The 23,059-nt window shown below is 71.7% G+C and carries 21 protein-coding genes and 1 pseudogene; 17 read left to right on the forward strand and 5 right to left on the reverse strand.

The genetic code is table 11. The features are described from left to right. Window position 1 precedes the first annotated feature (1 nt). The 13 genes from ACIA6T_RS26690 (at window position 2) to ACIA6T_RS26750 (ending at window position 14,659) form a co-directional block, all read left to right on the forward strand. Window positions 2-1,246, forward strand: a complete 1,245-nt coding sequence (locus ACIA6T_RS26690; protein WP_399449008.1) for a cytidylyltransferase domain-containing protein — start codon at window positions 2-4, stop codon at window positions 1,244-1,246. A gap of 14 nt (window positions 1,247-1,260) precedes the next feature. Beyond that, window positions 1,261-2,199 (forward strand): N-acetylneuraminate synthase family protein, encoded by a 939-nt coding sequence (locus ACIA6T_RS26695; RefSeq protein WP_399449009.1) that lies wholly within the window; start codon window positions 1,261-1,263, stop codon window positions 2,197-2,199. Window positions 2,200-2,248: 49 nt separating this feature from the next. Continuing rightward, complete coding sequence (locus ACIA6T_RS26700) at window positions 2,249-3,313, forward strand: hypothetical protein (protein ID WP_399449010.1); 1,065 nt, start codon at window positions 2,249-2,251, stop codon at window positions 3,311-3,313. Window positions 3,314-3,371: 58 nt separating this feature from the next. Then, window positions 3,372-3,635 (forward strand): hypothetical protein, encoded by a 264-nt coding sequence (locus ACIA6T_RS26705; RefSeq protein ID WP_399449011.1) that lies wholly within the window; start codon window positions 3,372-3,374, stop codon window positions 3,633-3,635. Window positions 3,636-3,734: 99 nt separating this feature from the next. Beyond that, the gene (locus tag ACIA6T_RS26710; RefSeq protein ID WP_399449012.1) at window positions 3,735-4,139 is read left to right on the forward strand and encodes a type II toxin-antitoxin system VapC family toxin; all 405 of its coding nucleotides are present in this window, start codon (window positions 3,735-3,737) and stop codon (window positions 4,137-4,139) included. A gap of 290 nt (window positions 4,140-4,429) precedes the next feature. Then, on the forward strand, window positions 4,430-5,659 hold the full coding sequence (locus ACIA6T_RS26715) for a M20 family metallopeptidase (protein WP_385057302.1): 1,230 nt from the start codon (window positions 4,430-4,432) through the stop codon (window positions 5,657-5,659). Between the two features lie 611 nt (window positions 5,660-6,270). After that, window positions 6,271-7,320, forward strand: coding sequence for a BMP family protein (locus ACIA6T_RS26720; protein ID WP_399449013.1), 1,050 nt, complete (start codon window positions 6,271-6,273; stop codon window positions 7,318-7,320). Between the two features lie 345 nt (window positions 7,321-7,665). Then, a complete protein-coding gene (locus tag ACIA6T_RS26725) occupies window positions 7,666-8,715 on the forward strand; it encodes a BMP family protein (protein WP_399449014.1) in 1,050 nt (349 codons plus the stop codon). 201 nt (window positions 8,716-8,916) lie between these two features. Continuing rightward, window positions 8,917-10,476, forward strand: a complete 1,560-nt coding sequence (locus tag ACIA6T_RS26730; RefSeq protein ID WP_399449015.1) for an ABC transporter ATP-binding protein — start codon at window positions 8,917-8,919, stop codon at window positions 10,474-10,476. Next, window positions 10,476-11,600, forward strand: coding sequence for an ABC transporter permease (locus ACIA6T_RS26735; RefSeq protein WP_030871457.1), 1,125 nt, complete (start codon window positions 10,476-10,478; stop codon window positions 11,598-11,600). The genes ACIA6T_RS26730 and ACIA6T_RS26735 overlap by 1 nt, the downstream gene beginning before the upstream one ends. Beyond that, window positions 11,597-12,871, forward strand: a complete 1,275-nt coding sequence (locus tag ACIA6T_RS26740) for an ABC transporter permease (RefSeq protein ID WP_399449017.1) — start codon at window positions 11,597-11,599, stop codon at window positions 12,869-12,871. The genes ACIA6T_RS26735 and ACIA6T_RS26740 overlap by 4 nt, the downstream gene beginning before the upstream one ends. Continuing rightward, window positions 12,868-13,281, forward strand: coding sequence for a cytidine deaminase (locus ACIA6T_RS26745; RefSeq protein ID WP_399449018.1), 414 nt, complete (start codon window positions 12,868-12,870; stop codon window positions 13,279-13,281). Before ACIA6T_RS26740 ends, ACIA6T_RS26745 begins: the two co-directional genes overlap by 4 nt. Before the next feature lie 100 nt (window positions 13,282-13,381). Next, entirely contained in the window at window positions 13,382-14,659 is a 1,278-nt protein-coding gene (locus tag ACIA6T_RS26750) for a thymidine phosphorylase (protein WP_399449059.1), read from the forward strand. Between the two features lie 60 nt (window positions 14,660-14,719). Here ACIA6T_RS26750 and ACIA6T_RS26755 read toward each other — a convergent pair whose 3' ends face one another. Further along, window positions 14,720-15,640, reverse strand: coding sequence for an AEC family transporter (locus ACIA6T_RS26755; protein WP_385057318.1), 921 nt, complete (start codon window positions 15,638-15,640; stop codon window positions 14,720-14,722). Window positions 15,641-15,766: 126 nt separating this feature from the next. On the opposite strand from ACIA6T_RS26755, the gene ACIA6T_RS26760 reads away from it, so the two are divergent. Then, on the forward strand, window positions 15,767-16,165 hold the full coding sequence (locus ACIA6T_RS26760; RefSeq protein WP_399449019.1) for an STAS domain-containing protein: 399 nt from the start codon (window positions 15,767-15,769) through the stop codon (window positions 16,163-16,165). Here ACIA6T_RS26760 and ACIA6T_RS26765 read toward each other — a convergent pair. Further along, on the reverse strand, window positions 16,049-17,065 hold the full coding sequence (locus ACIA6T_RS26765) for a sigma-70 family RNA polymerase sigma factor (protein WP_399449020.1): 1,017 nt from the start codon (window positions 17,063-17,065) through the stop codon (window positions 16,049-16,051). The genes ACIA6T_RS26760 and ACIA6T_RS26765 overlap by 117 nt on opposite strands. A gap of 295 nt (window positions 17,066-17,360) precedes the next feature. Further along, window positions 17,361-18,653 carry an MFS transporter gene (locus ACIA6T_RS26770; protein WP_399449021.1) on the reverse strand — a complete coding sequence of 431 codons (1,293 nt, stop codon included), beginning with the start codon at window positions 18,651-18,653 and terminating at the stop codon, window positions 17,361-17,363. 63 nt (window positions 18,654-18,716) lie between these two features. Here ACIA6T_RS26770 and ACIA6T_RS26775 point away from each other — a divergent pair, with 63 nt between their 5' ends. Further along, entirely contained in the window at window positions 18,717-19,679 is a 963-nt protein-coding gene (locus ACIA6T_RS26775) for a LysR substrate-binding domain-containing protein (protein ID WP_399449022.1), read from the forward strand. Window positions 19,680-19,793: 114 nt separating this feature from the next. After that, entirely contained in the window at window positions 19,794-20,396 is a 603-nt protein-coding gene (locus ACIA6T_RS26780; RefSeq protein ID WP_399449023.1) for a TetR/AcrR family transcriptional regulator, read from the forward strand. Window positions 20,397-20,591: 195 nt separating this feature from the next. Here ACIA6T_RS26780 and ACIA6T_RS26785 read toward each other — a convergent pair whose 3' ends face one another. Further along, entirely contained in the window at window positions 20,592-21,164 is a 573-nt protein-coding gene (locus ACIA6T_RS26785; RefSeq protein WP_399449024.1) for a nuclear transport factor 2 family protein, read from the reverse strand. 253 nt (window positions 21,165-21,417) lie between these two features. On the opposite strand from ACIA6T_RS26785, the pseudogene ACIA6T_RS26790 reads away from it, so the two are divergent. Continuing rightward, window positions 21,418-21,738 (forward strand): annotated as a pseudogene (locus tag ACIA6T_RS26790) (IS5/IS1182 family transposase); the annotation flags it as partial. Between the two features lie 559 nt (window positions 21,739-22,297). Here ACIA6T_RS26790 and ACIA6T_RS26795 read toward each other — a convergent pair. Next, window positions 22,298-23,059 (reverse strand): alpha/beta hydrolase, encoded by a 762-nt coding sequence (locus tag ACIA6T_RS26795; RefSeq protein ID WP_399449025.1) that lies wholly within the window; start codon window positions 23,057-23,059, stop codon window positions 22,298-22,300.

Raw genomic sequence — 23,059 nt, forward strand, 5'->3', positions numbered from 1 at the left:
CATGTCCAACCCGCCGGCGGTGCGCCGGGTGCTCGCCGTGATCCCCGCGCGCGGCGGCTCCAAGGGCGTACCCGCGAAGAACCTCGCCCCCGTCGGCGGCGTCCCCCTGGTGGCGCGCGCCGTGCGCGAGTGCCGCGCCGCCCGGTACGTCACGGACGTCGTCGTCTCCACCGACGACCAGGCCATCGCGGCCGCCGCCCGGCAGGCCGGCGCCGAGGTCGTGCTGCGGCCCGCCGCCATCGCCGGCGACACCGCCACCTCCGAGGCCGCCGTCCTGCACGCCATGGACACCCACGAGGCCCTGCACGGCGCCCCCGTGGACGTCGTCCTGCTCGTGCAGTGCACCAGCCCCTTCCTGCTCCGCGAGGACATCGACGGAGTGGCCGGCGCGGTCGTCGACCAGGACGCCGACACCGCGGTGACCGTCGCCCCGTTCCACGGCTTCATCTGGCGCGACGCGGCGGACGGGACGACGACCACCGCCGACGCCGACCCGACCGCCGCCGGGGGCCACGGCGTCAACCACGACAAGTCCTTCCGCCCCCGCCGCCAGGACCGCCCCCAGGACCTCCTGGAGACCGGCGCCGCCTACGCCATGGACGCGGCCGGCTTCCGCGAGCACAGGCACCGCTTCTTCGGCCGCACCGAACTCGTCCGCACCGACCCGGCCCGCGTGCTGGAGATAGACGACCCGCACGACCTCGCCCGGGCCCGCGCCCTCGCCCCGCTCTTCGACGCGGAGCGGCCCGGCGCCCTCCCGACCGCCGACGACATCGACGCGGTCGTCCTCGACTTCGACGGCACCCAGACCGACGACCGGGTGCTGATCGACTCCGACGGACGGGAGTTCGTCTCCGTGCACCGCGGGGACGGACTCGGCATCGCGGCCCTGCGCCGCAGCGGCCTGAAGCTGCTCATCCTGTCCACGGAACAGAACCCGGTCGTCGCCGCCCGCGCACGCAAGCTCAGGCTCCCCGTGCTGCACGGCATCGACCGCAAGGACCTCGCACTGAAGCAGTGGTGCGAGGAGCAGGGCATCGCGCCGGAGCGCGTGCTCTACGTCGGCAACGACGTCAATGACCTCCCGTGCTTCGCCCTCGTCGGCTGGCCCGTGGCGGTCGCGAGCGCCCACGACGTCGTACGCGGCGCCGCACGCGCGGTCACCACCCTCCCCGGCGGTGACGGCGCGATCCGAGAGATCGCCGGCTGGATCCTCGGTCCCTCTCTCGACTCCCTCCCCAAGTAAGGAAACCCCGGCTCATGAGCGTCAACTCCCGCATCCGCACCTTCGGTACCCGCGAGGCCGGCCCCGGCCGCCCCGTGTACGTCACCGGCGAGATCGGCATCAACCACAACGGTGACATCGAGAACGCCTTCAAGCTGATCGACGCCGCCGCCGAGGCCGGCTGCGACGCGGTCAAGTTCCAGAAGCGCACCCCCGAGATCTGCACCCCGCGCGACCAGTGGGACATCGAGCGCGACACCCCCTGGGGCCGGATGACGTACATCGACTACCGCCACCGCGTGGAGTTCGGCGAGGACGAGTACCGCCAGATCGACGCCTACTGCAAGAAGAAGGGCATCGACTGGTTCGCCTCCCCGTGGGACACCGAGGCCGTCGCCTTCCTGGAGAAGTTCGACGTCCCCGCCCACAAGGTGGCCTCCGCCTCCCTCACCGACGACGAGCTGCTGCGCGCCCTGCGCGCCACCGGCCGTACGGTCATCCTCTCCACCGGCATGTCCACCCCGAAGCAGATCCGCCACGCGGTCGAGGTCCTGGGCAGCGACAACATCCTCATGTGCCACGCCACGTCGACGTACCCGGCGCAGGCCGAGGAGCTCAACCTCCGCGTCATCAACACCCTCCAGCAGGAGTACCCGAACGTCCCGATCGGCTACTCCGGCCACGAGACCGGTCTGCAGACCACCCTCGCCGCCGTCGCCCTCGGCGCCGTCTTCGTCGAGCGCCACATCACCCTCGACCGCGCCATGTGGGGCTCCGACCAGGCCGCCTCCGTCGAGCCGCAGGGCCTGACCCGCCTGGTCCGCGACATCCGCACCATCGAGGCCTCCCTCGGCGACGGCGTCAAGAAGGTCTACGACTCCGAGCTCGGCCCGATGAAGAAGCTGCGCCGCGTCACCGGCGTGGTCGCCGAGGCGGAGATCGCCACCGCCGCCGGCGAGCCCCTCGCCGTCTGAGCAACCGAACCCACCCATCCCTTACGACGACGGGAACGGTCGTACGTCGATGAGCCCCCGCGCCGGCCGGCCCGGCCCCCACACTCTCGCCTTCGTCGAGAGCCCGGTACAACTGCTCAACGTGCTGGAGTGGGCGCACACGCATGCGCCCGGCGTGGGGCTCACCCTCGTGGTGCTGTCCCCGGTCGACCCCATGACCCGCGGCCAGCTGCGCCGCATGGCGGAGCTGGCCCGCGAGGAGGGCCACGAGGTCCGCTGGGAGGAGGCGCGGGGCGGAGCCGGCGCACCGTTCCAGACGGTCGGCGGTCTGACCGCCCCGCTCCGCCGGGCCACCCGTGTCGTCCTCGGCGACCCCTTCTCCCGCTACGTCCAGCTGCTGCTGACGATCACCCGCGCCCGTGAGGTCGTCGTCGTCGACGACGGCACCGCGACCATGGAGTTCGTCGGCCAGCTGGCCCGCGGCGAACGCCTGGTGCGCTGGCACCGCAAGGGCGGCCGCCCCGGCCCCCGCGAACTCGTCCTCGCCCCCGTGTCCGCCGCCGCCCGGCGCCGGCTCACCCCCGGTGAGAAGCGCACGGTGGAGGTCTTCACCTCCATGCCCATGGAGGACACCCCGCCCGGCGTCACCGTCAGCTCCCACACCTTCACCTGGACCCGGGACCGCTTCGGCCCGCCCCGCGTCACCCGGGGCGCCGACATGGTCGGCACGTCCCTGGTGGAGACCGGCGTGGTGGACGCCGACGCCTACCTGGAGGCCGTACGCGCCCTGGTCGCCACGCACGGCGCCAAGCGCTACTTCGCCCACCGCCGCGAGAGCACGGAGAAACTCCACCGGCTCGCCGTCGAGACGGGACTGGAGATCGTCCGCCCCGAGCTCCCGCTGGAGATCGTCGCCCGGCGCGGCCCCGTCGGCGCCACCGTCCTCAGCTTCCCCTCCACGGTCGTCCACACCCTCCCGCTGGCCCTCGCCGGCACCGGCGTCCGCGTCGTGGTGTGCGACATAGACCCCGCCTGGCTGACCAAGCACGCCTCCCCCCGCGCCCAGGGCTTCCTGGCCAACGTCACCGACACGGCCAGGTCCGCCCACCACCTGCGGACGGCTCCGGCGGTCTGAATCCCCGACACCGGAAGGGAGCGGATGTTCGGGTGCTCGTTCGTGTCGGCGAAACCTGATGTCACCAGGTGAGAGCGCCCGTACGCCGGCCGTGGAGCCGGTTCTCGCCCCGCTGGAGGTCCTGATGAGTGTGTCCGCGTCCGGGGGCTTCAGCCACCCGCGGCCGAGGCCGCGCCTGTCGGTCGAGGAGTTGCTGGCAGCGAAGAACACCCAGCCGATCCGTTCCCTGGACGACCTCGCCGCCGACACCTTCGAGTCGGACGAGGAGTTGGAAGAGTTCCTCGCCTTCACCTACGCCGGGCGCCGTCGCGACGTCGCCTGAGCCCGCCGCGTGCAACCCGTCATCCTCGACACCGACGCCGCCTGAGCCCGCCGCGTGCAACCCGTCATCCTCGACACCGACGCCGCCTGAGCCCGCCGCGTGCAACCCGTCATCCTCGACACCGACGTCGCCTCCCTGCTGCACAAGCGCAAGCTGACCGGAGCACTGGCGACCCGTCTGATCGGCCGTAAACCGCTGATCACCTTCGTGACCTACGGTGAACTCACGAAGTGGATGGAGATCCGTCACTGGGGCACCCGAAGCCGCCAGGAACTCGCCGACTGGCTCGCCGATGTCCCCGTCCTTCCGGGTGACGAAGCCGTCGCCACCACTTGGGGACGACTGTCCGCCGCCGGGATACAGCGTGGCCGGCCCCGCCCCACCAACGACATGTGGATCGCCGCCAGCGCCCTCACCTACGACCTGCCGCCGGCCACTCTCAACCTCAAGGACTACGAGGACTTCCGCCTCCACCACGGCCTTCGCGTGCTCGGTGCCGAATAGCAGCCGTCGCCTGCCGGCATCCGCCGAATGAACCCGCCCGCGTGCCTTCGGCCGATCGTGGTAACCGTGAGGAGTGGACGGGTGCCGGAACCATGTCCCGGATTGTGATCGACCTCATGGACCGGCAGGCCAACGGCCTATACCCTCGCAAAAAGGCGGTGAGTGTACCCACCTCAATACACGGCTATGCGTAGGGCGACCGGATTTTCTCCCCCCAACGGGCTGATTTTTCTTGATCGGGGGTCAGCGGACGGCTCCGGCGCCCTACCCTTCAAAGGGTGAAACCACTGATGTCACTGGAGTCCGAGATCGATCTCCCCGGAGGAGCGGTGCTCCCCGGCGCGCTGCCCGAGGCCCTGCGCGCCGAACTCGTGGCCTTCCGGCGCGACCTGCACATGCACCCGGAACTCGGTCACCAGGAGTTCCGCACCACCGCGGCGATCAAGGAACGCCTCGAGCGGGCCGGTCTGAAGCCGCGCGTCCTCTCCGGCGGCACCGGCGTGATCTGTGACATCGGCACCGACGACGAGGCCGGCACGGACTCGGCGATGCTCGCCCTCCGCGCCGACATCGACGGCCTGCCCATCCCCGACATGAAGGCCGACTGCCCCTACCGCTCCACCGTGCCCGACCGGGCCCACGCCTGCGGCCACGACGTGCACACCACCGTCGTGCTCGGCACCGGTCTGGTCCTCGCCGAACTGCACCGCCAGGGCCTGCTGCCCCGCCCCGTACGGCTGATCTTCCAGCCCGCCGAGGAGGTGCTGCCCGGCGGCGCAGCCGAGGTCGTCGAGGACGGCGGACTCGACGGCGTCGGCCGGATCCTCGCCGTGCACTGCGACCCCCGCGTCGACGCCGGGAAGATCGGACTGCGCGAGGGCGCCATCACCTCCGCCTGCGACCGGCTGGAGATCGCCCTCGACGGACCCGGCGGCCACACCGCCCGCCCGCACCTGACCACCGACCTGGTCACCGCCGCCGCGCGGGTCGTCACCGACGTGCCCGCGCTGGTCGGCCGGCGGGTCGACAGCCGCAGCGGACTCGCCGTGACCTGGGGCCGGGTCGAGTCGGGCCACGCGCCCAACGTCATCCCGCAGCACGCCGAGCTGTCCGGCACCGTGCGCTGCCTGGACCTGGAGACCTGGCGGCAGGCCCCCGACATCGTGGTCGCCGCCATCGACGAGGTGGCCAACCTGCACCGCGCCAAGTCGGAGATCACCTACGTGCGCGGCGTCCCGCCGGTCGTCAACGAGGCCGGCGCCACCGAGCTGCTGCGCGACGCCATGATCGCCCGGCGCGGAGCCGACTCCGTCGAGGGCACCGAACAGAGCCTCGGCGGCGAGGACTTCTCCTGGTACCTGGAGCGCGTCCCCGGCGCCATGGCCCGCCTCGGCGTCCGCCCCCCGGGTGAGCGCACCGTGCGCGACCTGCACCAGGGCGACTTCGACGTGGACGAACACGCCATCACCGTAGGAGTGGAACTCTTCACCGGCGCGGCCCTCCTGGACGCCCTGCGCTAGGCGTTTCAGCCCTTCCGGCACAACCCAGCCCCTCCGGCGTTTGAGGAGCGGGGTCCGGGGCGGAGCCCCGGGGACGGGAAGGGGCGGCGGGGGCGAAACCCCCCCCCCCCCCGGGCCCCCCCCCCCCCCCCCCCCCCCCCCGCCCCCCCCCCCCCCCCCCCCGGGGGGCCCCCCCCCCCCCCGCGGGCGGGGGGGGGGGGGCGGCCCCCCCCCCGCGCCCCCCCCCCCCCCCCGCCGCCGGGGGGGGGCCGCCGCGGCCGGCCCCCCCCCCCCCCCCCGGGACGGGAAGGGGCGGCGGGGGCGAAACCCCCCGCCCGGCCCCCACCCCCCAACCGGCCCCCACCGTCACCTCTCCCACCCACTCCGCTTGCGCACCCCGCACACCAGAGGCAGCGTGGGCCGCGTACACCCGCGCCCCGCGCCCCCCGCACCGATCGCCCGCTTCGACCCCGTACGGCCTCGTACGGCCCCCTGGTTCACAAGGACGTAACCGGCCACCGGCACGAATGGATAACGGCCCCGCTCGACCCCGTTCCCAGGAGTGTCTACGCGCGTTAATGTGCGCCGAACCGAGCGCCCACTGCGGGGCTTTGGAGAATGGGGAACTTCAGATGCGTCGGATATCCAAACTGACCCGCGTCGCGGTGGGGGTCGCCTCGCTCGCACTGGCCGCCACCGCCTGCGGCGGCACCAGCGGTGACAACGGCGACAGCGGAGGCTCCAAGGAAGACCTCGGCCTCGCCATCGCCTACGACATCGGCGGCAAGGGCGACCAGTCCTTCAACGACGCGGCCTTCGCCGGCCTCACCAAGGCCAAGGACGAGTTCGGCTACAAGACCGCCGACGTCGAGCCCACCGAAGGTGAGACCGACGCGGACAAGGAGCAGCGCCTGGCCTCGCTGGCCCGCCAGGGCTACAACCCGGTCATCGGCGTCGGCTTCGCCTACGGCCCCGCGATGAAGGCCGTCGCCGAGAAGTACCCGAAGACCACCTTCGGCATCGTCGACTCCGTCGTCGAGGGCGACAACGTCGCCTCCCTCGTCTTCGCCGAGGAGCAGGCCTCCTACCTCGCCGGTGTCGCCGCAGCCAAGGCCACCAAGACCGGCATCGTCGGCTTCGTGGGCGGTGTGGACATCCCACTGATCCACAAGTTCCAGGCCGGCTACGAGCAGGGCGTGAAGGCCACCGACCCCAAGGTCAAGGTGATCCCGCAGTATCTCACCCAGACCGCGGAGGAGGGCGGCTTCTCCAGCCCCGACAAGGGCAAGGCCGCCGCCGAGGGCCAGATCGAGAAGAAGGCCGACGTCATCTACCAGGCGGCCGGTCTCTCCGGCCAGGGCGTCATCGAGGCCGCCGCCAAGGCGAAGGTCTGGGCGATCGGTGTCGACTCCGACCAGTACCAGCAGGAAGCCCTCGCCGCGTACAAGGACTACATCCTCACCTCCGCCCTCAAGGACGTCGGCGGCGCGGTGTACGCCCTGGCCGAGTCCGTCGAGGACGGCAAGCCGTTGACCGGCACCCAGGTCTTCGACCTCAAGGTGAACGGTGTCGGCCTGTCCGAGAGCAACCCGAAGATGGCCGGGATCGCCGGCCTGACGGACGCCGTGGCCAAGGCCAAGGAAGGCATCATCGACGGCTCCATCCAGGTCAAGACTGAGTAGCCGGACCCGGTGCACACGCACGGAGAGGGCCGGCCCATCGGGCGCCGGCCCTCTCCGTCGTTCCCGCGCCCCTTCGAGGGGCGCGGGCCGTGCCGGTATGCGGCTCCGCCGCGTGGGCGCGAAGAGGGTCCGGGAGCGAAGCCCTCAGGGCGACCGCTCACCCACAGCCACCCCCCGTTCGCGCCCGGCAACACCCTGCCCACCGCTCGGCGCCGTATTGGCCACGGCCGCATAACAAGGTGGACAGAAGGGGTTTTCAGGCAGGTCTACGCGCGTTAATCTGCGGCAAAGCCAGCGCCGCAGCTGAACACGTCCCCGGCGCTTGTACGACTAGGAGCACCACACATGCGCCGGATTTCCCGGATCACGGTCGCAGGCGCAGCGACCGCCTCCCTGGCCCTCGTTCTCTCCGCCTGCGGCGGCACCTCCACCTCTTCGAGCTCGTCCGACTCGAAGGGCGACAAGGGCCTCGCCATCGCGTACGACGTCGGCGGCAAGGGCGACCAGTCCTTCAACGACGCCGCGTACGCGGGTCTGGAGCAGGCGAAGAAGGAGTTCGGCTACGAGACGGCCGACGTCGAGCCCACCGACGGCGAGACCGACGCCGACAAGGAGCAGCGCCTGGTCTCGTTGGCGAAGCAGGGCTACAACCCGGTCGTCGGTGTCGGCTACGCGTACGCCGCCGCCGTGAAGGGTGCCGCGGAGAAGTTCCCGGACACCACCTTCGGCATCGTCGACGACGCCACGATCGAGGCGAAGAACGTCGCCGACCTGGTCTTCTCCGAGGAGCAGGCCTCCTACCTGGCCGGTGTCGCCGCCGCCAGGACCACCAAGACCGACACGGTCGGCTTCGTGGGCGGTGTGAACATCCCGCTGATCCACAAGTTCCGCGCGGGCTTCGAGCAGGGCGTCAAGGACACCGACCCCAAGGTCAAGGTCATCTCGCAGTTCCTGACGCAGACCGCGGAGGAGGGCGGCTTCTCCAGCCCCGACAAGGGCAAGAGCGCCGCCGAGGGCCAGATCGAGAAGAAGGCCGACGTCGTCTACGCGGCCGCCGGCCTGTCCGGCCAGGGCGTCATCGAGGCCGCCGCCGCCAACAAGGTGTGGGCGATCGGTGTCGACTCCGACCAGTACCGGCAGGAAGCCCTCGCCAAGTACAAGGACTCGATCCTTACCTCGGCGATGAAGGACGTCGCCAAGGCCGTGTACAACCTGGCGAAGTCGGTCGAGGACGGCACTCCCACGACCGGTATCGTCAAGGGCGATCTGAAGACGGGTGAGGTGAGCCTGTCGAACTCCAACCCGAAGTTCGCGGACGACGCCGAGCTCCAGGAAGCCATCGAGACGGCCAAGGAGAAGATCATCAGCGGCGAGATCAAGGTCAAGTCGAGCTGAGGCAAGTCACCCCTGAACAACCCGGGGTCGCGTCCGCTCGACGGGGTACGAGGAGCCGGGCTCCTCGTACCCCGTCGGTCAGGTGCGCCACCCCTTTGTATGCCGTAGGGGCGCTACGCGCGTAGACGGCCCCCGTCCCCAGGAGAGTGCGTCATCAACGCGTCCAGCAGCCCTCCGGCCGGAGCGGCGGTCAACGATCCGGTGACCGCCGTCGAACTCGCCGGCATCACCAAGCGCTTCCCCGGCGTCGTCGCCAACCACGACATCCACCTCACGGTCCGCAAGGGCACCGTCCACGCCCTCGTCGGCGAGAACGGCGCCGGCAAGTCGACCCTGATGAAGATCCTCTACGGCATGCAGAAGCCGGACGAGGGCACCATCACGATCCACGGCGAACAGGTGAGCTTCTCCTCGCCCGCCGACGCCATCGTCCGCGGCATCGGCATGGTGCACCAGCACTTCATGCTCGCCGACAACCTCACCGTCCTCGAGAACGTCGTCCTCGGCAGCGAGAAGCTCCACGGCATCGGCGGCAAGGCCCGCCGCAGGATCAAGGAGCTCTCCGACCGCTACGGCCTCGGAGTCCGCCCCGACGTCCTGGTCGAGGAGCTCGGCGTCGCCGCCCGCCAGCGCGTGGAGATCCTCAAGGTCCTCTACCGCGGCGCCACCACCCTGATCCTCGACGAGCCCACCGCCGTCCTCGTGCCGCAGGAGGTCGACGCCCTCTTCGACAACCTGCGCGAGCTGAAGGCCGAGGGCCTGTCGGTCATCTTCATCTCCCACAAGCTGGGCGAGGTCCTCTCCGTCGCCGACGAGATCACCGTCATCCGCCGCGGCACCACGGTCGGCACGGCCGTCCCCGCCGAGACGTCCCCGCGCCAGCTCGCCGAGCTGATGGTGGGCAGCGAGCTGCCCACCCCCGAGACGGCCGAGTCCACGGTCACCGACCGCCCCGTCATCACCGTCGACAAGCTGCGCCTGGCGGCCCCCGGCGGCAAGGCCCTGCTCGACGACATCAGCTTCACCATCCACGCGGGCGAGGTCCTCGGCATCGCCGGCGTGGAGGGCAACGGCCAGACCGAACTGGTCGACGCCCTCATCGGCCTGAAGCACGCCGACGCCGGCGTCATCCGGCTGGCCGACGAGGAGATCACCTCCTGGGCCACCCGCAGGCGCCGCGAACAGGGCATCGGCTACATCCCCGAGGACCGCCACCGCCACGGCCTGCTCCTGGAGGCCCCCCTCTGGGAGAACCGCATCCTCGGCCACGTCACCGAGAAGCCCAACGCCAAGGGCGTCTGGCTCGACCCGAAGGCCGCCCAGGAGGACACCCGCCGGATCGTCACCGAGTACGACGTCCGCACCCCCGGCATCGACGTCACCGCCGCCTCCCTGTCCGGCGGCAACCAGCAGAAGCTGATCGTCGGCCGCGAGATGAGCCACAAGCCGCGCTTCCTGATCGCCGCCCACCCCACCCGCGGTGTGGACGTCGGCGCGCAGGCCGCCATCTGGGACCACATCCGCGAGGCCCGCCGCGAGGGCCTGGCCGTCCTGCTGATCTCCGCCGACCTGGACGAGCTCATCGGCCTGTCCGACACCCTCCGGGTGATCTACGACGGCAAGCTGGTCGCGGACGCCGACCCGGCCACCATCACCCCGGAGGAACTCGGCACCGCCATGACCGGCGCCGCCGAGGGCCACCTGGAGCACGAAGAGACCCCGGCCGACGGCGGCCGGGGTGCGGAAGACGAGGCCCGCTGATGAAGAAGTTCGACAAGGAGCGCGTACTCCTCGCGGTGGCCGGTCCGGTCATCGCGCTCGCCGTGGCCTTCGTGCTCAGCGCGATCGTCCTGATCGCCTCGGGCAAGAACCCGGTCGAACCGTTCGCCCTGATGTTCGAGCAGGCCGGTTTCTCCGACATCCAGGTCCTGATCATCAACCAGGCCTCGATGTACTACATCGCCGCCCTCGCGGTCGCCATCGGCTTCCGCATGAACCTGTTCAACATCGGCGTCGACGGCCAGTACCAGCTCGGCGCCATGATGGCCGCCGTCGTCGGCGCCCACGCCGCCCTCCCGGCGTTCCTCCAGGTCCCGCTGCTGCTGCTGACCGCCGTGCTCACCGGCGCCTTCTGGGCCGGCATCGCCGGTGTCCTCAAGGTCACCCGCGGCGTCAGCGAGGTCGTCGCCACGATCATGCTCAACGCGATCGCCACCTCGCTCATCGTCTACATGTGGAAGCCGGACGTCTTCGGCGTCAAGATCGGCAACAACAGCACCACCGGCGAGATGCACGAGTCCGGCTGGATCCCCGGCATCGACATGGGCGCGGCCGGCGAGATCTACGGCCTGGTGATCCTCGCCGTCCTGCTCGGCATCGGCTACTGGGTCACCCTCAACCGCACCCGCTTCGGCTTCGACCTGCGCGCCTCCGGCGCCTCCGAGTCCGCCGCCTCCGCCAGCGGCGTCGACCCCAGGCGCATGGTCCTCACCGCCATGCTGCTCTCCGGCGCCATCGCCGGCCTCGCGGGCCTGCCGATCCTCCTCGGCGACTCCCACACCTACAACCTCAACTTCCCCACCGGCATCGGCTTCCTCGGCATCGGCATCGCCCTGCTCGGCCGCAACAGCCCGGTCGGCATCGCCTTCGCCGCCCTGCTGTGGGCCTGGCTCGACAAGGCCTCGCCCGAGCTGGACTTCCACGGCTACGACAAGGAGATCGCGGTCATCATGCAGGGCCTGATCGTCCTCTCGGTCGTCGTCTCCTACGAGGCCGTCCGCGAGTGGGGCCTGCGCCGCCAGCAGCGCCGGGTCGGCGCGGAGCTCGCCGCCGGCCACGTCCTGGGCGCCGACAACAACACCACGAAGGAGGTGGCCGGCCGATGACCGCTCCGACCACAGCGACCGACGTCAACCAGCCGTCGCTGGAACACGCACCGCCGACCGGCCGCCGCATGTCGTGGCCCGTACTGCTCCTGGTCATCGCCGGAGCCCTGGCGCTGGTCTCGATCGTCCGCCTCGTCACCGGTGCGGACGGCATCACCAACGTCAGCCAGATGTCCACCGCCCTCCAGCTCGCCGTCCCGATCGGCCTCGCCGGTCTCGGCGGCCTCTGGGCCGAGCGCGCGGGCGTCGTCAACATCGGCCTCGAGGGCATGCTGATCCTCGGCACCTGGTTCGGCGCCTGGGCCGGATTCCAGTGGGGCCCGTGGACCGGCGTCCTCGTCGGCATCATCGGCGGCTGCCTCGGCGGACTGCTGCACGCCGTCGTCACCGTCACCTTCAACGTCAACCACATCGTCTCCGGTGTGGCCATCAACATCCTCGCCCTCGGCGCCACCCGCTACCTCGCCCCGCTCGCCTTCGAGGGCCACCAGGGCGGCTCCGCCAAGCAGTCCCCGGCGGTCGAGTCCCTCGGCCACTTCACCGTGCCGGGACTGTCCGACGCCCTGAGCGACCTCAACGACAAGGGCTGGTTCTTCGTCTCCGACGTCGCCGGCCTGCTCGGCGGACTGGTCACCGACGTCTCCTGGCTGACCCTGATCGCCGTCGCGCTCATCCCCGCCACCTGGTGGATCCTGTGGCGCACGGCCTTCGGCCTGCGCCTGCGCTCCTGCGGTGAGAACCCGATCGCCGCCGAGTCCCTCGGCGTCAACGTCTACAAGTACAAGTACCTCGCCGTGATCATCTCCGGCGGCCTGGCCGGCCTCGGCGGCGTCTTCCTCTCCATCGTGGCCAACCCCTTCTACCTGGAGGGCCAGACCAGCGGCCGCGGCTACATCGGCCTCGCCGCGATGATCTTCGGCAACTGGATGCCCGGCGGCCTCGCCATCGGCGCCGGCCTCTTCGGCTACACCGACAGCCTCAACCTGCGCGGCGGCTCCGCCAACGTGCACGCCCTGCTGCTGCTCGGCGCGCTGCTGCTGGTCATCGGCGCGATCTGGCTGGCCGTCCGCAAGAAGTACGTCAACGCGGTGATCACCCTGGTCATCGGCGCCCTCGTCTGGACCTGGTACGCCACCACCAACGAGGTCCCCAACCAGGTCGTCTCCGCCACGCCGTACGTCATCACCCTCGTCGTCCTCGCGCTCTCCGCGCAGCGGCTGCGCATGCCGAAGGCGGACGGCATGCCGTACCGGAAGGGACAGGGCAAGTGACCTCCTCCGGACCCACCGCGGCCGGCATCGACTGGGAGGCGCTGCGCGCCGTGGCACGGGACGCCATGTCCCACGCCTACGCCCCCTACTCGGGATACCCGGTCGGGGTGGCTGCCCTGGTCGACGACGGACGCACGGTGTCCGGCTGCAACGTCGAGAACGCCTCGTACGGACTCGGCCTGTGCGCCGAGTGCGGACTGGTCTCGGAGCTCCAGCGCACCGGGGGCGGCCGGCTCACCCACTTCACCTGCGTGGACGGCGACGGCGAGATCCTCGTCCCGTGCGGCCGCTGCCGCCAGCTGCTGTACGAGTTCGGCGGCCCCGGTCTGCTCCTGGAGACCCCGGCGGGCATCCTGCCGCTCTCGGAGATGCTGCCCCAGGCCTTCGGCCCCCAGCACCTCACCAAGTAATTCCCGTACGGCCCCTCCGAGCGGCTGTCGACACCCGTCGATACCGTCGACCGGAGGGGCCGCACCCTTCGCACCTCCGGAAGGAACGCCAGCCATGGCCATGGACGCCATCTCCGTCATCCGCACCAAGCGGGACCGCGGCGAACTCAGCGACGAGCAGATCGACTGGGTGATCGACGCGTACACCCGCGGGGAGGTGGCCGACGAGCAGATGTCGGCCCTCGCCATGGCGATTCTCCTCAACGGCATGAACCGCGGCGAGATCGCCCGCTGGACGGCCGCGATGATCGCCTCCGGCGAGCGCATGGACTTCTCGTCCCTGTCCCGCCCCACCGCCGACAAGCACTCCACCGGCGGCGTCGGCGACAAGATCACCCTCCCGCTGGCCCCGCTCGTCGCGGCCTGCGGCGCGGCCGTCCCCCAGCTCTCCGGCCGCGGCCTCGGCCACACCGGCGGCACGCTCGACAAGCTGGAGTCGATCCCCGGCTGGCGCGCGCTGCTCTCCAACGAGGAGATGCTGTCGGTGCTGGACGGCACCGGCGCCGTGATCTGCGCGGCGGGCGACGGACTGGCCCCGGCGGACAAGAAGCTGTACGCCCTCCGGGACGTCACGGGCACGGTCGAGGCGATCCCGCTCATCGCCTCCTCGATCATGTCGAAGAAGATCGCGGAGGGCACCGGCTCCCTGGTCCTGGACGTGAAGGTAGGCACCGGCGCCTTCATGAAGACGATCGACGACGCCCGCGAACTGGCCCGCACCATGGTGGGCCTGGGCACCGACTCCGGCGTGAGGACGGTCGCCCTCCTCACCGACATGTCCACCCCGCTCGGCCTGACCGCCGGCAACGCCCTCGAGGTCCGCGAGTCGGTCGAGGTCCTGGCGGGCGGCGGCCCCGCGGACGTCGTCGAGCTGACCCTCGCCCTGGCCCGCGAGATGCTGGACGCGGCGGGCCTGCGCGACGCCGACCCGGCGAAGGCCCTCGCCGACGGCTCCGCCATGGACGTCTGGCGCCGCATGATCACGGCCCAGGGCGGCGACCCGGACGCGGAACTGCCGGTCGCCCGGGAACAGCACGTCATCAAGGCCCCGTCCTCCGGTGTCCTGACCCGCCTCGACGCCTACGGCATCGGCGTCGCCGCCTGGCGCCTCGGCGCGGGCCGCGCCCGCAAGGAGGACCCGGTCCAGGCGGGCGCGGGCGTCGAACTCCACGCCAGGCCCGGCGACACCGTGACGGAGGGCCAGCCCCTCCTGACCCTCCACACGGACACCCCGGACCGCTTCGACTACGCCCTGAAGTCGATCGAGGGCTCCTACGACATCGAGGCCCCCGGCACGGACTTCTCCGCCACGCCGGTCGTGCTGGAACGTATCGCCTGACCTGCGGTTTCCCTGATCGGATGAACGGGACCGGTGGACCCCCACCGGTCCCGTTCGCCGTCACCCCAGCAGCGCCGCCACCACCACGAGAACCGGCACCGACAGCACCGTCGACACCAGGATCGCCTCCCGGGCCAGCTTCTCGCCCACCCGGTAGCTGCTCGCGTAGGTGAAGAGGTTCTGGGCGGCCGGGAGGGCCGACGTCACCACCACGTCCAGCAGGTGCGCCCCGCGCAGCCCGAAGACCCCGACCGCCAGGGCCCAGGCGGCCAGCGGCTGGCCCACCGCCTTCAGCGCCACGGCGAGCAGGACGGCGCCGCGGTCACCGCCCCGCAGGGGCAGCGTGCTGCCGCGCAGCGAGATGCCGAAGGCGAGCAGTACGGCGGGGACCGCCATGTTGCCGATCAGGGTCACCGGGTCCCAGACCGGCCCCGGTATCTCGACCCCGGCCGCCGACACCGCCACCCCCGCCAGCGACCCCACCGCGATCGGATTGCGCAACGGGGTCAGCAGCCGCCGCCACAGCGGTTGCTTCTCGCCCGCCGTCGACAGGTCGAGGATCGTCAGCGCGACCGGCGTGACCCCGACCAGCTGGAACAGCAGCACCGGCGCCACGAGCGAGGCGTCGCCCAGCACGTACACCGCGATCGGGATGCCCAGGTTGCCGGAGTTGACGTAGCTGGAGCACAGGGCGCCGATGGTGGTGCGGCCCACCCCCCAGCCCCGTACGACACCCACCGCGACGAAGACGCCCGCCACCGCCGCCGTGCTCAGCGCGGTGACCAGGAGGCGGCTGGAGAAGACCACCGACAGATCGGCTTGCGCGAGCGTGGTGAACAGCAGAGCCGGGGACGCCACATGGAACGCCAGCTTCGTCAGGACCTCGCGGCCCTGTGCGCCGAGATGCCCCCGGCGGCCGATGACGTAGCCGACGCCGATGACGACGGCGATCACCAGGAACCCGCTCAGCACCCCCTGCACGGCGGCTCCTCGCGGACGCGAAGGGCAACGGACACCGCGGGCGGGGATGATCTATGGCACATACAGCCAACCCTCCGTGGAGGGCCGCTTCCAGGTCAATGTGATCCTTGCGGCGCCGGCCCCGCGATGAGTTGTGCGCCACCGCCCGGTCTACCGGTCGTGGATGCCATGACACCGCCCGTACTCGTGCTCGACGGCCCTCTCGCCCCGGACGAGGTGAGCGGGCCCTGCGACGCGCTGCGGGCGCTGATGGACGGCGGCGGTGGCGGCGGCTCGGACCGGGTGGTGGTGTGCGATGTCGCCGGGCTGGGGCCGGCCGGTCTCGCCGCCGTGAACCTGCTCGCGCGGCTCCAGCTCACCGCCCGCCGGGCCGGGGGCCGGATACGGCTGCGCGACCCCTCCCCGGCGCTATGCGCGCTGCTCGACCTGGTCGGCCTCCGCTTCGAGACGGAGGGGCAGGTCGAACAGCGGGAACCACCGCTCGGTGTCGAGGAAGCAGTGGAACCCGGTGATCCGGCCGTCTGAGATCTCCAGCACCTGGACCGCCCACGGTGTGAAGCCGCCGGCCTCCGGGTCCGGCTTGTACTGCGCGAACCCCGGCAGCCCGTTGACCTCCACCGGTATCAGCCGCGACCCCGAGCAGGCGGCGCCCAGCGTCGTCATGAAGCCCGTGATGTCCTCGGTGCCGGTCAGCCACAGGTCGAACGGCGGCATCGTCATGACGGCGTCCTCGTGCAGCAGCGCGGTCAGCGCCGACATGTCGTACCCCTCGAACGCCGCGACATAGCGATCGAGCAGCTTCCGCTGCTCCTCGTCCAGCGGGTCGGAGACCGACGCGTCGGCGCCCGGCTGCCGCCGCTCCGCGAGCGTCGCCCGGGCCCGCTGGAGCGCGCTGTTCACCGACGCGACCGACGTGCCCAGCAGTTCGGCGACCTCGCTCGCCTTCCAGGCCAGCACCTCGCGCAGGATCAGCACCGCCCGCTGCCTGGCCGGCAGCTGCTGCAACGCGGCCATGAAGGCGAGCCGCACCGACTCCTTGGCGACCGCCGCCTCCGCCGGGTCGGCGGGCGTGGGCAGCACCCGGGAGTCGGGCATCGGCTCCAGCCACGTGCTGTCCGGGCGGGGCGACAGTGCCGCCTGCGCCAACGGGGTGGAATCGGTCAGATCCATCGGCCTCGCCCGCTTGTTGCCCGCCGTCAGCATGTCCAGGCAGACGTTGGTCGCGATGCGGTACAGCCACGAGCGCAGGCTGGAGCGGCCCTCGAACTTCTCGAAGCTGCGCCAGGCGCGGATCATCGTGTCCTGCACCGCGTCCTCCGCCTCGAAGGAGGAGCCCAGCATCCGGTAGCAGTACCCGGTCAGTTCGACCCGGTACGCCTCCAGCCCGGCGTCCAGGTCGGTCGTCGTCGCGGCGCCGTTCGTCATCGTCCACCCACCCCATGTGGTGTCGTCTTGGTCCACCACTTCGGAAGCTACCGCAGCCCACTGACAACGGCCCGCCGTGCGGATGAACGTGCAGGTCAGGGGGTGGCTGACGCGAAAATGTCCCGCCCCCGCCGCCCCTTCCCGGGGGCGCTGCCCCTGGACCCTCGCTCCTCAAACGCCGGAGAGGCTGAAATTCAGCCTCTCCGGGGGTACCCCCTCCGGGGGAGTTTGAGGAGCGGGGTCCGGGGCGGAGCCCCGGGTTCGGGACGGGAAGGGGCGGCGGGGGCGGGAGAAGTCAGGCCGGACGGACCACGACCGTCCGCTCCGCCCGCGCCGCCGCCCGCGTCCCGGCCAGGGTGATCGCCGCGACCCCGGCCACCGCCACCAGCCCGACCCCCACCGTCCCGCCCCAGCCTCCCGCGTGGAACGCCAGCGCCCCCACCGTGCTCCCCACGCTGGACCCCACGTAGTACGCGGACTGATACAGCGCCGACGCCTGCGCCCGCCCCACCGTCGCCGTCTTCCCGACCGCCGACGACGCCACCGCGTGCCCCGCGAAGAACCCCGCCGTGATCAGCACCAGCCCCAGCAGCACCACCGGCAACGATCCCGCCAGCGACAGCAGCAGCCCCGCCGCGGTCGTCCCGCCACCCGCGTACAGCGCGCCCCGGCGGCCCAGCCGCCCCACCAGCCGCCCCGCCGCCGACGCCGAGACCGTGCCGACCAGGTACACCAGGAAGATCGAGCCCACGATGCCCTGCGGCAGCGAGAACGGCGCCTCGGTCAGCCGGTAGCCGATCACCGTGTAGACACCGCCGAACACCGTCATGAACAGCGCGCCGATCGCGTACAGCCGCCGCAGCAGCGGATCGGCGAGATGCCCGCGGACGGTCCGCACCAGCACACCCGGCCGCAGCGAGCCCGCCCGGAAGTGCCTCGGCGCCGGCAGCAGCAGCCGGAACGCCACCGCGCACGCCACCGCGACCACGCCGATCACCCCGACGGCGACCCGCCAGCCCCACTCCTGCGCCACCCAGCCGGTGATCACCCGGCCGCTCATCCCGCCGACACTGTTACCGGCGACGAACAGCCCGATCGCGGTCACCAGCGCCTTCGGCGTGACCTCCTCCGCGAGATACGCCGTCGCCGACGCCGGCAGCCCGGCCAGCGCCGCACCCTGCAGCGCGCGCAGCGCCACCAGCGCGCCCAGCGACGGTGCGAACGGCACCAGCAGTCCGAGGGTCACCGCGACGGCCAAGGACGCCGTCATGACCGTACGCCGGCCGTAGCGCTCCGACAGCGCGCTCATCGGCAGCACGAACAGCGCCAGCCCACCGGTGGCCGCCGCCACCGTCCAGCTCGCGTCGCCCGCGCTCACCGCGAAGTCGCCGGAGATCAGCGGCAGCAGGGCCTGGGTGGAGTACAGCAGCGCGAAGGTCGCGACGCCCGCGAGGAACAGGGCGAGACTCATCCGGCGGTAACCGGGTCCGCCCGGAGACATCCGGGACTCGGGGACGGGCGGCTGGACGGAGGGAACGGATGCGACGGCGCCCACACTGGTGGACGCCCCGGTACTGGCGGGAGTCATGCCTCGAAACTACGTACGCCCCCGCTCATCCGTCCAATGCATGGAATCGCCATAATCGTTCCCATGGCGCATCAGCAGAGGTCACAGAGGAGACTGTCACAGACCAGTGACACACGAGACACGGACGACATGTCGAGACTGCTCGCACCCCGCCTCGCCCACTTCGCCGGCGTCGCCCGCACCGAGCACGTCACCCGCGCCGCCCAGGAGATGCAGGTCCCGCAGTCCACCCTCTCCCGCGCGATGGTCCGCCTCGAACAGGACCTGGGCGTCGAACTGTTCGCCCGCCACGGCCGCACGGTCTCCCTCACCCCGGCCGGCCGCACCTTCCTCACCTCCGTCGAACGCGCCCTCGCCGAGATCGAGCGCGCCGCCGACGAGGTACGCGCCGACGCCGACCCCGCCACCGGCAAGGTCGCCTTCGGCTTCCTGCACACCATGGGCGCCGAGACCGTACCCGGCCTGCTGCAGGCCTTCCGCGCCGACCACCCGCGCATCCGCTTCAGCCTGGTCCAGAACTACGGCGAGGCCATGCTGGAAGGCCTCCGCGCGGGCGAACTCGACCTGTGCCTGACCTCCCCGGTGCCCGACGCCCCCGACCTGGTCGCCCGCCGCCTCGACGAACAGAAGCTGCGCCTGGTCGTCCCCGCCGACCACCGTCTCGCCGCCCGCCGCCGCGTCCGCCTCGCCGAGGCCGCCGACGAGACCTTCGTGACCCTGGAACCCGGCTACGGCCTCCGCCGCATCACCGACGACCTCTGCGCCCGGGCCGGCTTCAAACCCCGTATCGCCTTCGAGGGCGAGGAAGCCGAAACCCTGCGCGGCCTGGTGGCGGCGGGCCTGGGCGTGGCCCTCCTCCCCCCACCGGCCTTCCCCCGCCCCGGAGTGGTGGAACTGACGGTCACGTCCCCCAGGGCGGCAAGAGAAATCGGCGTGGCCTGGCTGTCCGGCCACCCGGACACACCCCCGGTGGCGGCCTTCAAGAAGTTCCTGCTCTCCAAGAGGGGCACCCTGCTGCCCACTTAGACCATGTAGGACACGGTCCAAGCCCTTCTAACGTTGTTAGGATGGCTGTGCCGTGACGGTGCCGCCGACGCCGGCGGCTCGTACCGAGGACACGCTGGAAGCGAGGTGCCAACGATGCCGACCGGCGCCAGACGGGCCCGCGAACGCGCGAGCACCCGCGAGCGGATCATCGAGGCCGCGTTGCACATCCTCGAGAACGAGGGCGCCACGGCGTTGACGATCCGGCGCATAGCAACCGCCGTCGAATACTCCGCACCCGTCGTCTACCAGCACTTCGCCAACAAGGACGCGCTCGTGCTGGAGCTCGTCGCCCACGGCCACCGCCTGATGATGGCCGAGCTGCGGCAGGCCGCCGAGGAGCCCGACATCGACCGGCGCTTCCTGCTGCTCGCGTCCGAGAGCGTCCGGTTCGCCGGCGAGCACCCGCACCTGTATCAGGTGATGAACGACAACACCGTCGACGCGGATGAGCGCCTGCGCGCGGCGGCCCCCATGATCGGTCTCCTGAGGGAACTCCTCACCACGTGGTCGGACGCCCACGACGTGGTCCTGGCCGATTTCGACGAAGCCTGCGACATCGTCTGGGGCGCGCTGTCCGGCATAGCGTCGCTCGGCCGCATCGGCACCGTCGGCAACGAGCGCGCCCAGCAGCTCGCCCGGAAGGCGATGCACACGCTGCTTCGCGGCTGGCGGGCCGACCTCCCGGTGAACGCGTAGGCACCGGAACGACTCGGGTCCGGTTCGGTTTCCGCGCAACCGGGCCGAGACCGACTGCCGGCCCGTCCGTCGGTGCTGCCCGGCCCCGGTGGAGGTCAACCGCTTGAACCGGACCGGGGCGGGACGACCGCCACCCGCGCCCGCGGCCCCCTCACGCCGGACCCGCCCCGCGGGGGGCGGACCCGGCGGGCGACATCAACTGCCGGGCGGGGTCCAGTCCGCGGGCAGGCCGGACTCGCTCAGGATCTCAGTCCGGTTGTAGTAGTCATTGCTCGACTGGATCAGGTCGCCGCGCAACCGCAGCACGGTCACGAGCGGGACCGCGAACGGACGAGGCGCACCGACGATGTGGCCGGAGAACACCCCCTCGACCACGACCCCGTCCCGCCCGCGGAACCCACCGGTCGCCTCGAACCTGAGATCCTCGATGAGCTGACGAGACCCGGTCTCCCACTCCTCGACCCCCTCGGGACCGCGGAACACCAAGTCGACGGCACGGTCGGTGTAGACCGCGTCCTTGGTGTACAGACGGGCGAGATCGCGGGTGTCGCCCGTCGTCCACGCGGCGGCCCAGCGCCGCCCGATCGCCGGCACCCGGTCCTTCTCGTGCTTCGCCGGGCCCACGGCCTGCCGCGTCCCGGCCTGCGCGGCCTGCGGGCCGGGCGACGCCTCGGAAGAGGCCGCGGGTCCGGCACCGACAGTGCCGGCTATCAGAGCCGCCGCGGCCACTCCGACAGCGAGGCCGGGAACGAGAGTGCGCGTACGCATGTGAGTCTCCTTGCTCCGAGACGGCGCGACACCGGTCCGGATCGCACCGACCTAACGCCGTTAACTTTTCTAACGTCGTTAGAGTAAGGAGTGCCGGACGACGCCGTCAAGGCAGGCCGCACCAGGGCGAGGTGCCAGAACCCGGTGCGGCCACCACTGGTTACCGACAGGGGGTGGTCGGCCAGGGGCATCGGCAGGCAGGGGTCGCCCCTGAGCGGCGGCAACGGCATCCGCTCCATGCCCGCGACCCCGTCTCGTGAAGGGCGCACCGCCCGTCCGGTCCCGCCGGGGTCCTCGTCGACGTAAGCCCGGCAAGCTCCATGCCGGCAAGGGCTACGACCGTCGCCCTCTGCGGCGATGGCTGTCCCGGCGCGGCATCCGGCACCGCGTCGCCCGCAGGGGCGTCGAGACCGCACGGCGGTTCGAGCGACATCACCGGACCATCGAACGGATCATGGCCCGGCTCGCCGGCTGCCGCCGGCTCCACCGCCGCTACGAGCGCGAGGCCGAGCACTTTCTCGCCTTCACGGGCCTTGCCCGCACCCTCGTCCGCTACCGCAGCCTGAGCTCCTGAGCACATCCCGCAGACCCTGCCGCATGCAGGAGTGCGGCCAGTTGACCAGATCCGGGCGGAGCCGGAACGCAACCCTTCTCCGGCGGGAACCCCGCGACGCCGAGTCCCCGCCGGCCTGCGGGGCGTCGAGGCCGAGGACCTCGACATGGTGCTGCTCGATACGGACACCGCGGGATGCGTTTCCACGTGGATCGACGACGGCGGCACCCTCGACGCATACCGCAGGCGCGTTCACCGGACCCGTGTCGCAGACTCGGAGTGAGTGATCCCGCAGATCAGCGACCCGTCAGGCCATCGGTACCACCCGCGCTCGCACCAACTCGCCCCGCTCATGCCGGGCGCCCTCGACACCGGATGGGACGACCTCTCAGGGCGCTTCCGGCGAATCCCGAAGCCGCCCCCGGGCTGGAGCGGGTGGGCCCGGCGGGGTGCCCGGCGTCTCACGAGGCCCCCGGCGCCCGGCGCCCGGCCGAGAGCCGCCGGAAACGCCCCAGGGGCGCGGGGAACCGCGCGACAAGCCACAGAAAACCCGCACGGGCCGGACGGCCCTCCCCCGGTGCTACCGCCGCAAGGACTTCCCGAACCCGGCGGCCAACGGCATCCGCAACCCCAACGGCGGAGGCGCCGCCAAGGCATCCTGCACGGGCCGCGAGAACGCCCGCCCGAACAACACCCCCATCACGAAGTCCTCCGACAGCGCCAGCACTTCGTCCCGGTACTGACTCAACCCGTGCCCGTCCGAATGGACTTCGAACCGGCACACCTCCCGGTTCGCCTTCTTCGCCCGCGCCGCCAGCCGGAACGACAACTCGGGATCGCTGCGCGCGTCATTCGTGCCGTGCACGATCAGCACCCGCCGCCCGGCGAGCTGTCTCACCGGTTCGGGTGGCGCCGCCACATCCTCGTCCGGCAGCCAGGGGGCCAGCGCCAGCACGGAGTTGACGGCCTCGTGGCCTCCCGCGCGGAGCGCGGCCCTGCCGCCCATGCCGAGTCCGGCGAGGCAGACGGGGACGTCTCCGTAGCGCCGTACGGCCTCGTCGGCGGCCCATGCGGCGTCGCGCGCGAGATGCGCCTCGCTGCCGTTCCAGCCCCGGTAGCGGTAGTGGACGACATGGGCGGCGAGGCTCTCGTCGCGGCCCGCGCGGGCGAGACGGCGCCCCAGAGCGCGTACGGAGGCGGCCGCCAGCACGGCGGACGGTCTGCGGCCGGACACCTCCTCGCCGCCGGGGAGCAGCAGCACCACTCCGCCCACCGCCGTCGGCTCCGGGCCGAGCGCCCTCCCCAGCCGGGCCGTACGAACCGGCATCGCTTCCTGTGCCAT

The organism is Streptomyces sp. NPDC051740 (assembly GCF_044453165.1).
GTDB classification, from domain to species: Bacteria; Actinomycetota; Actinomycetes; order Streptomycetales; family Streptomycetaceae; genus Streptomyces; species Streptomyces atrovirens.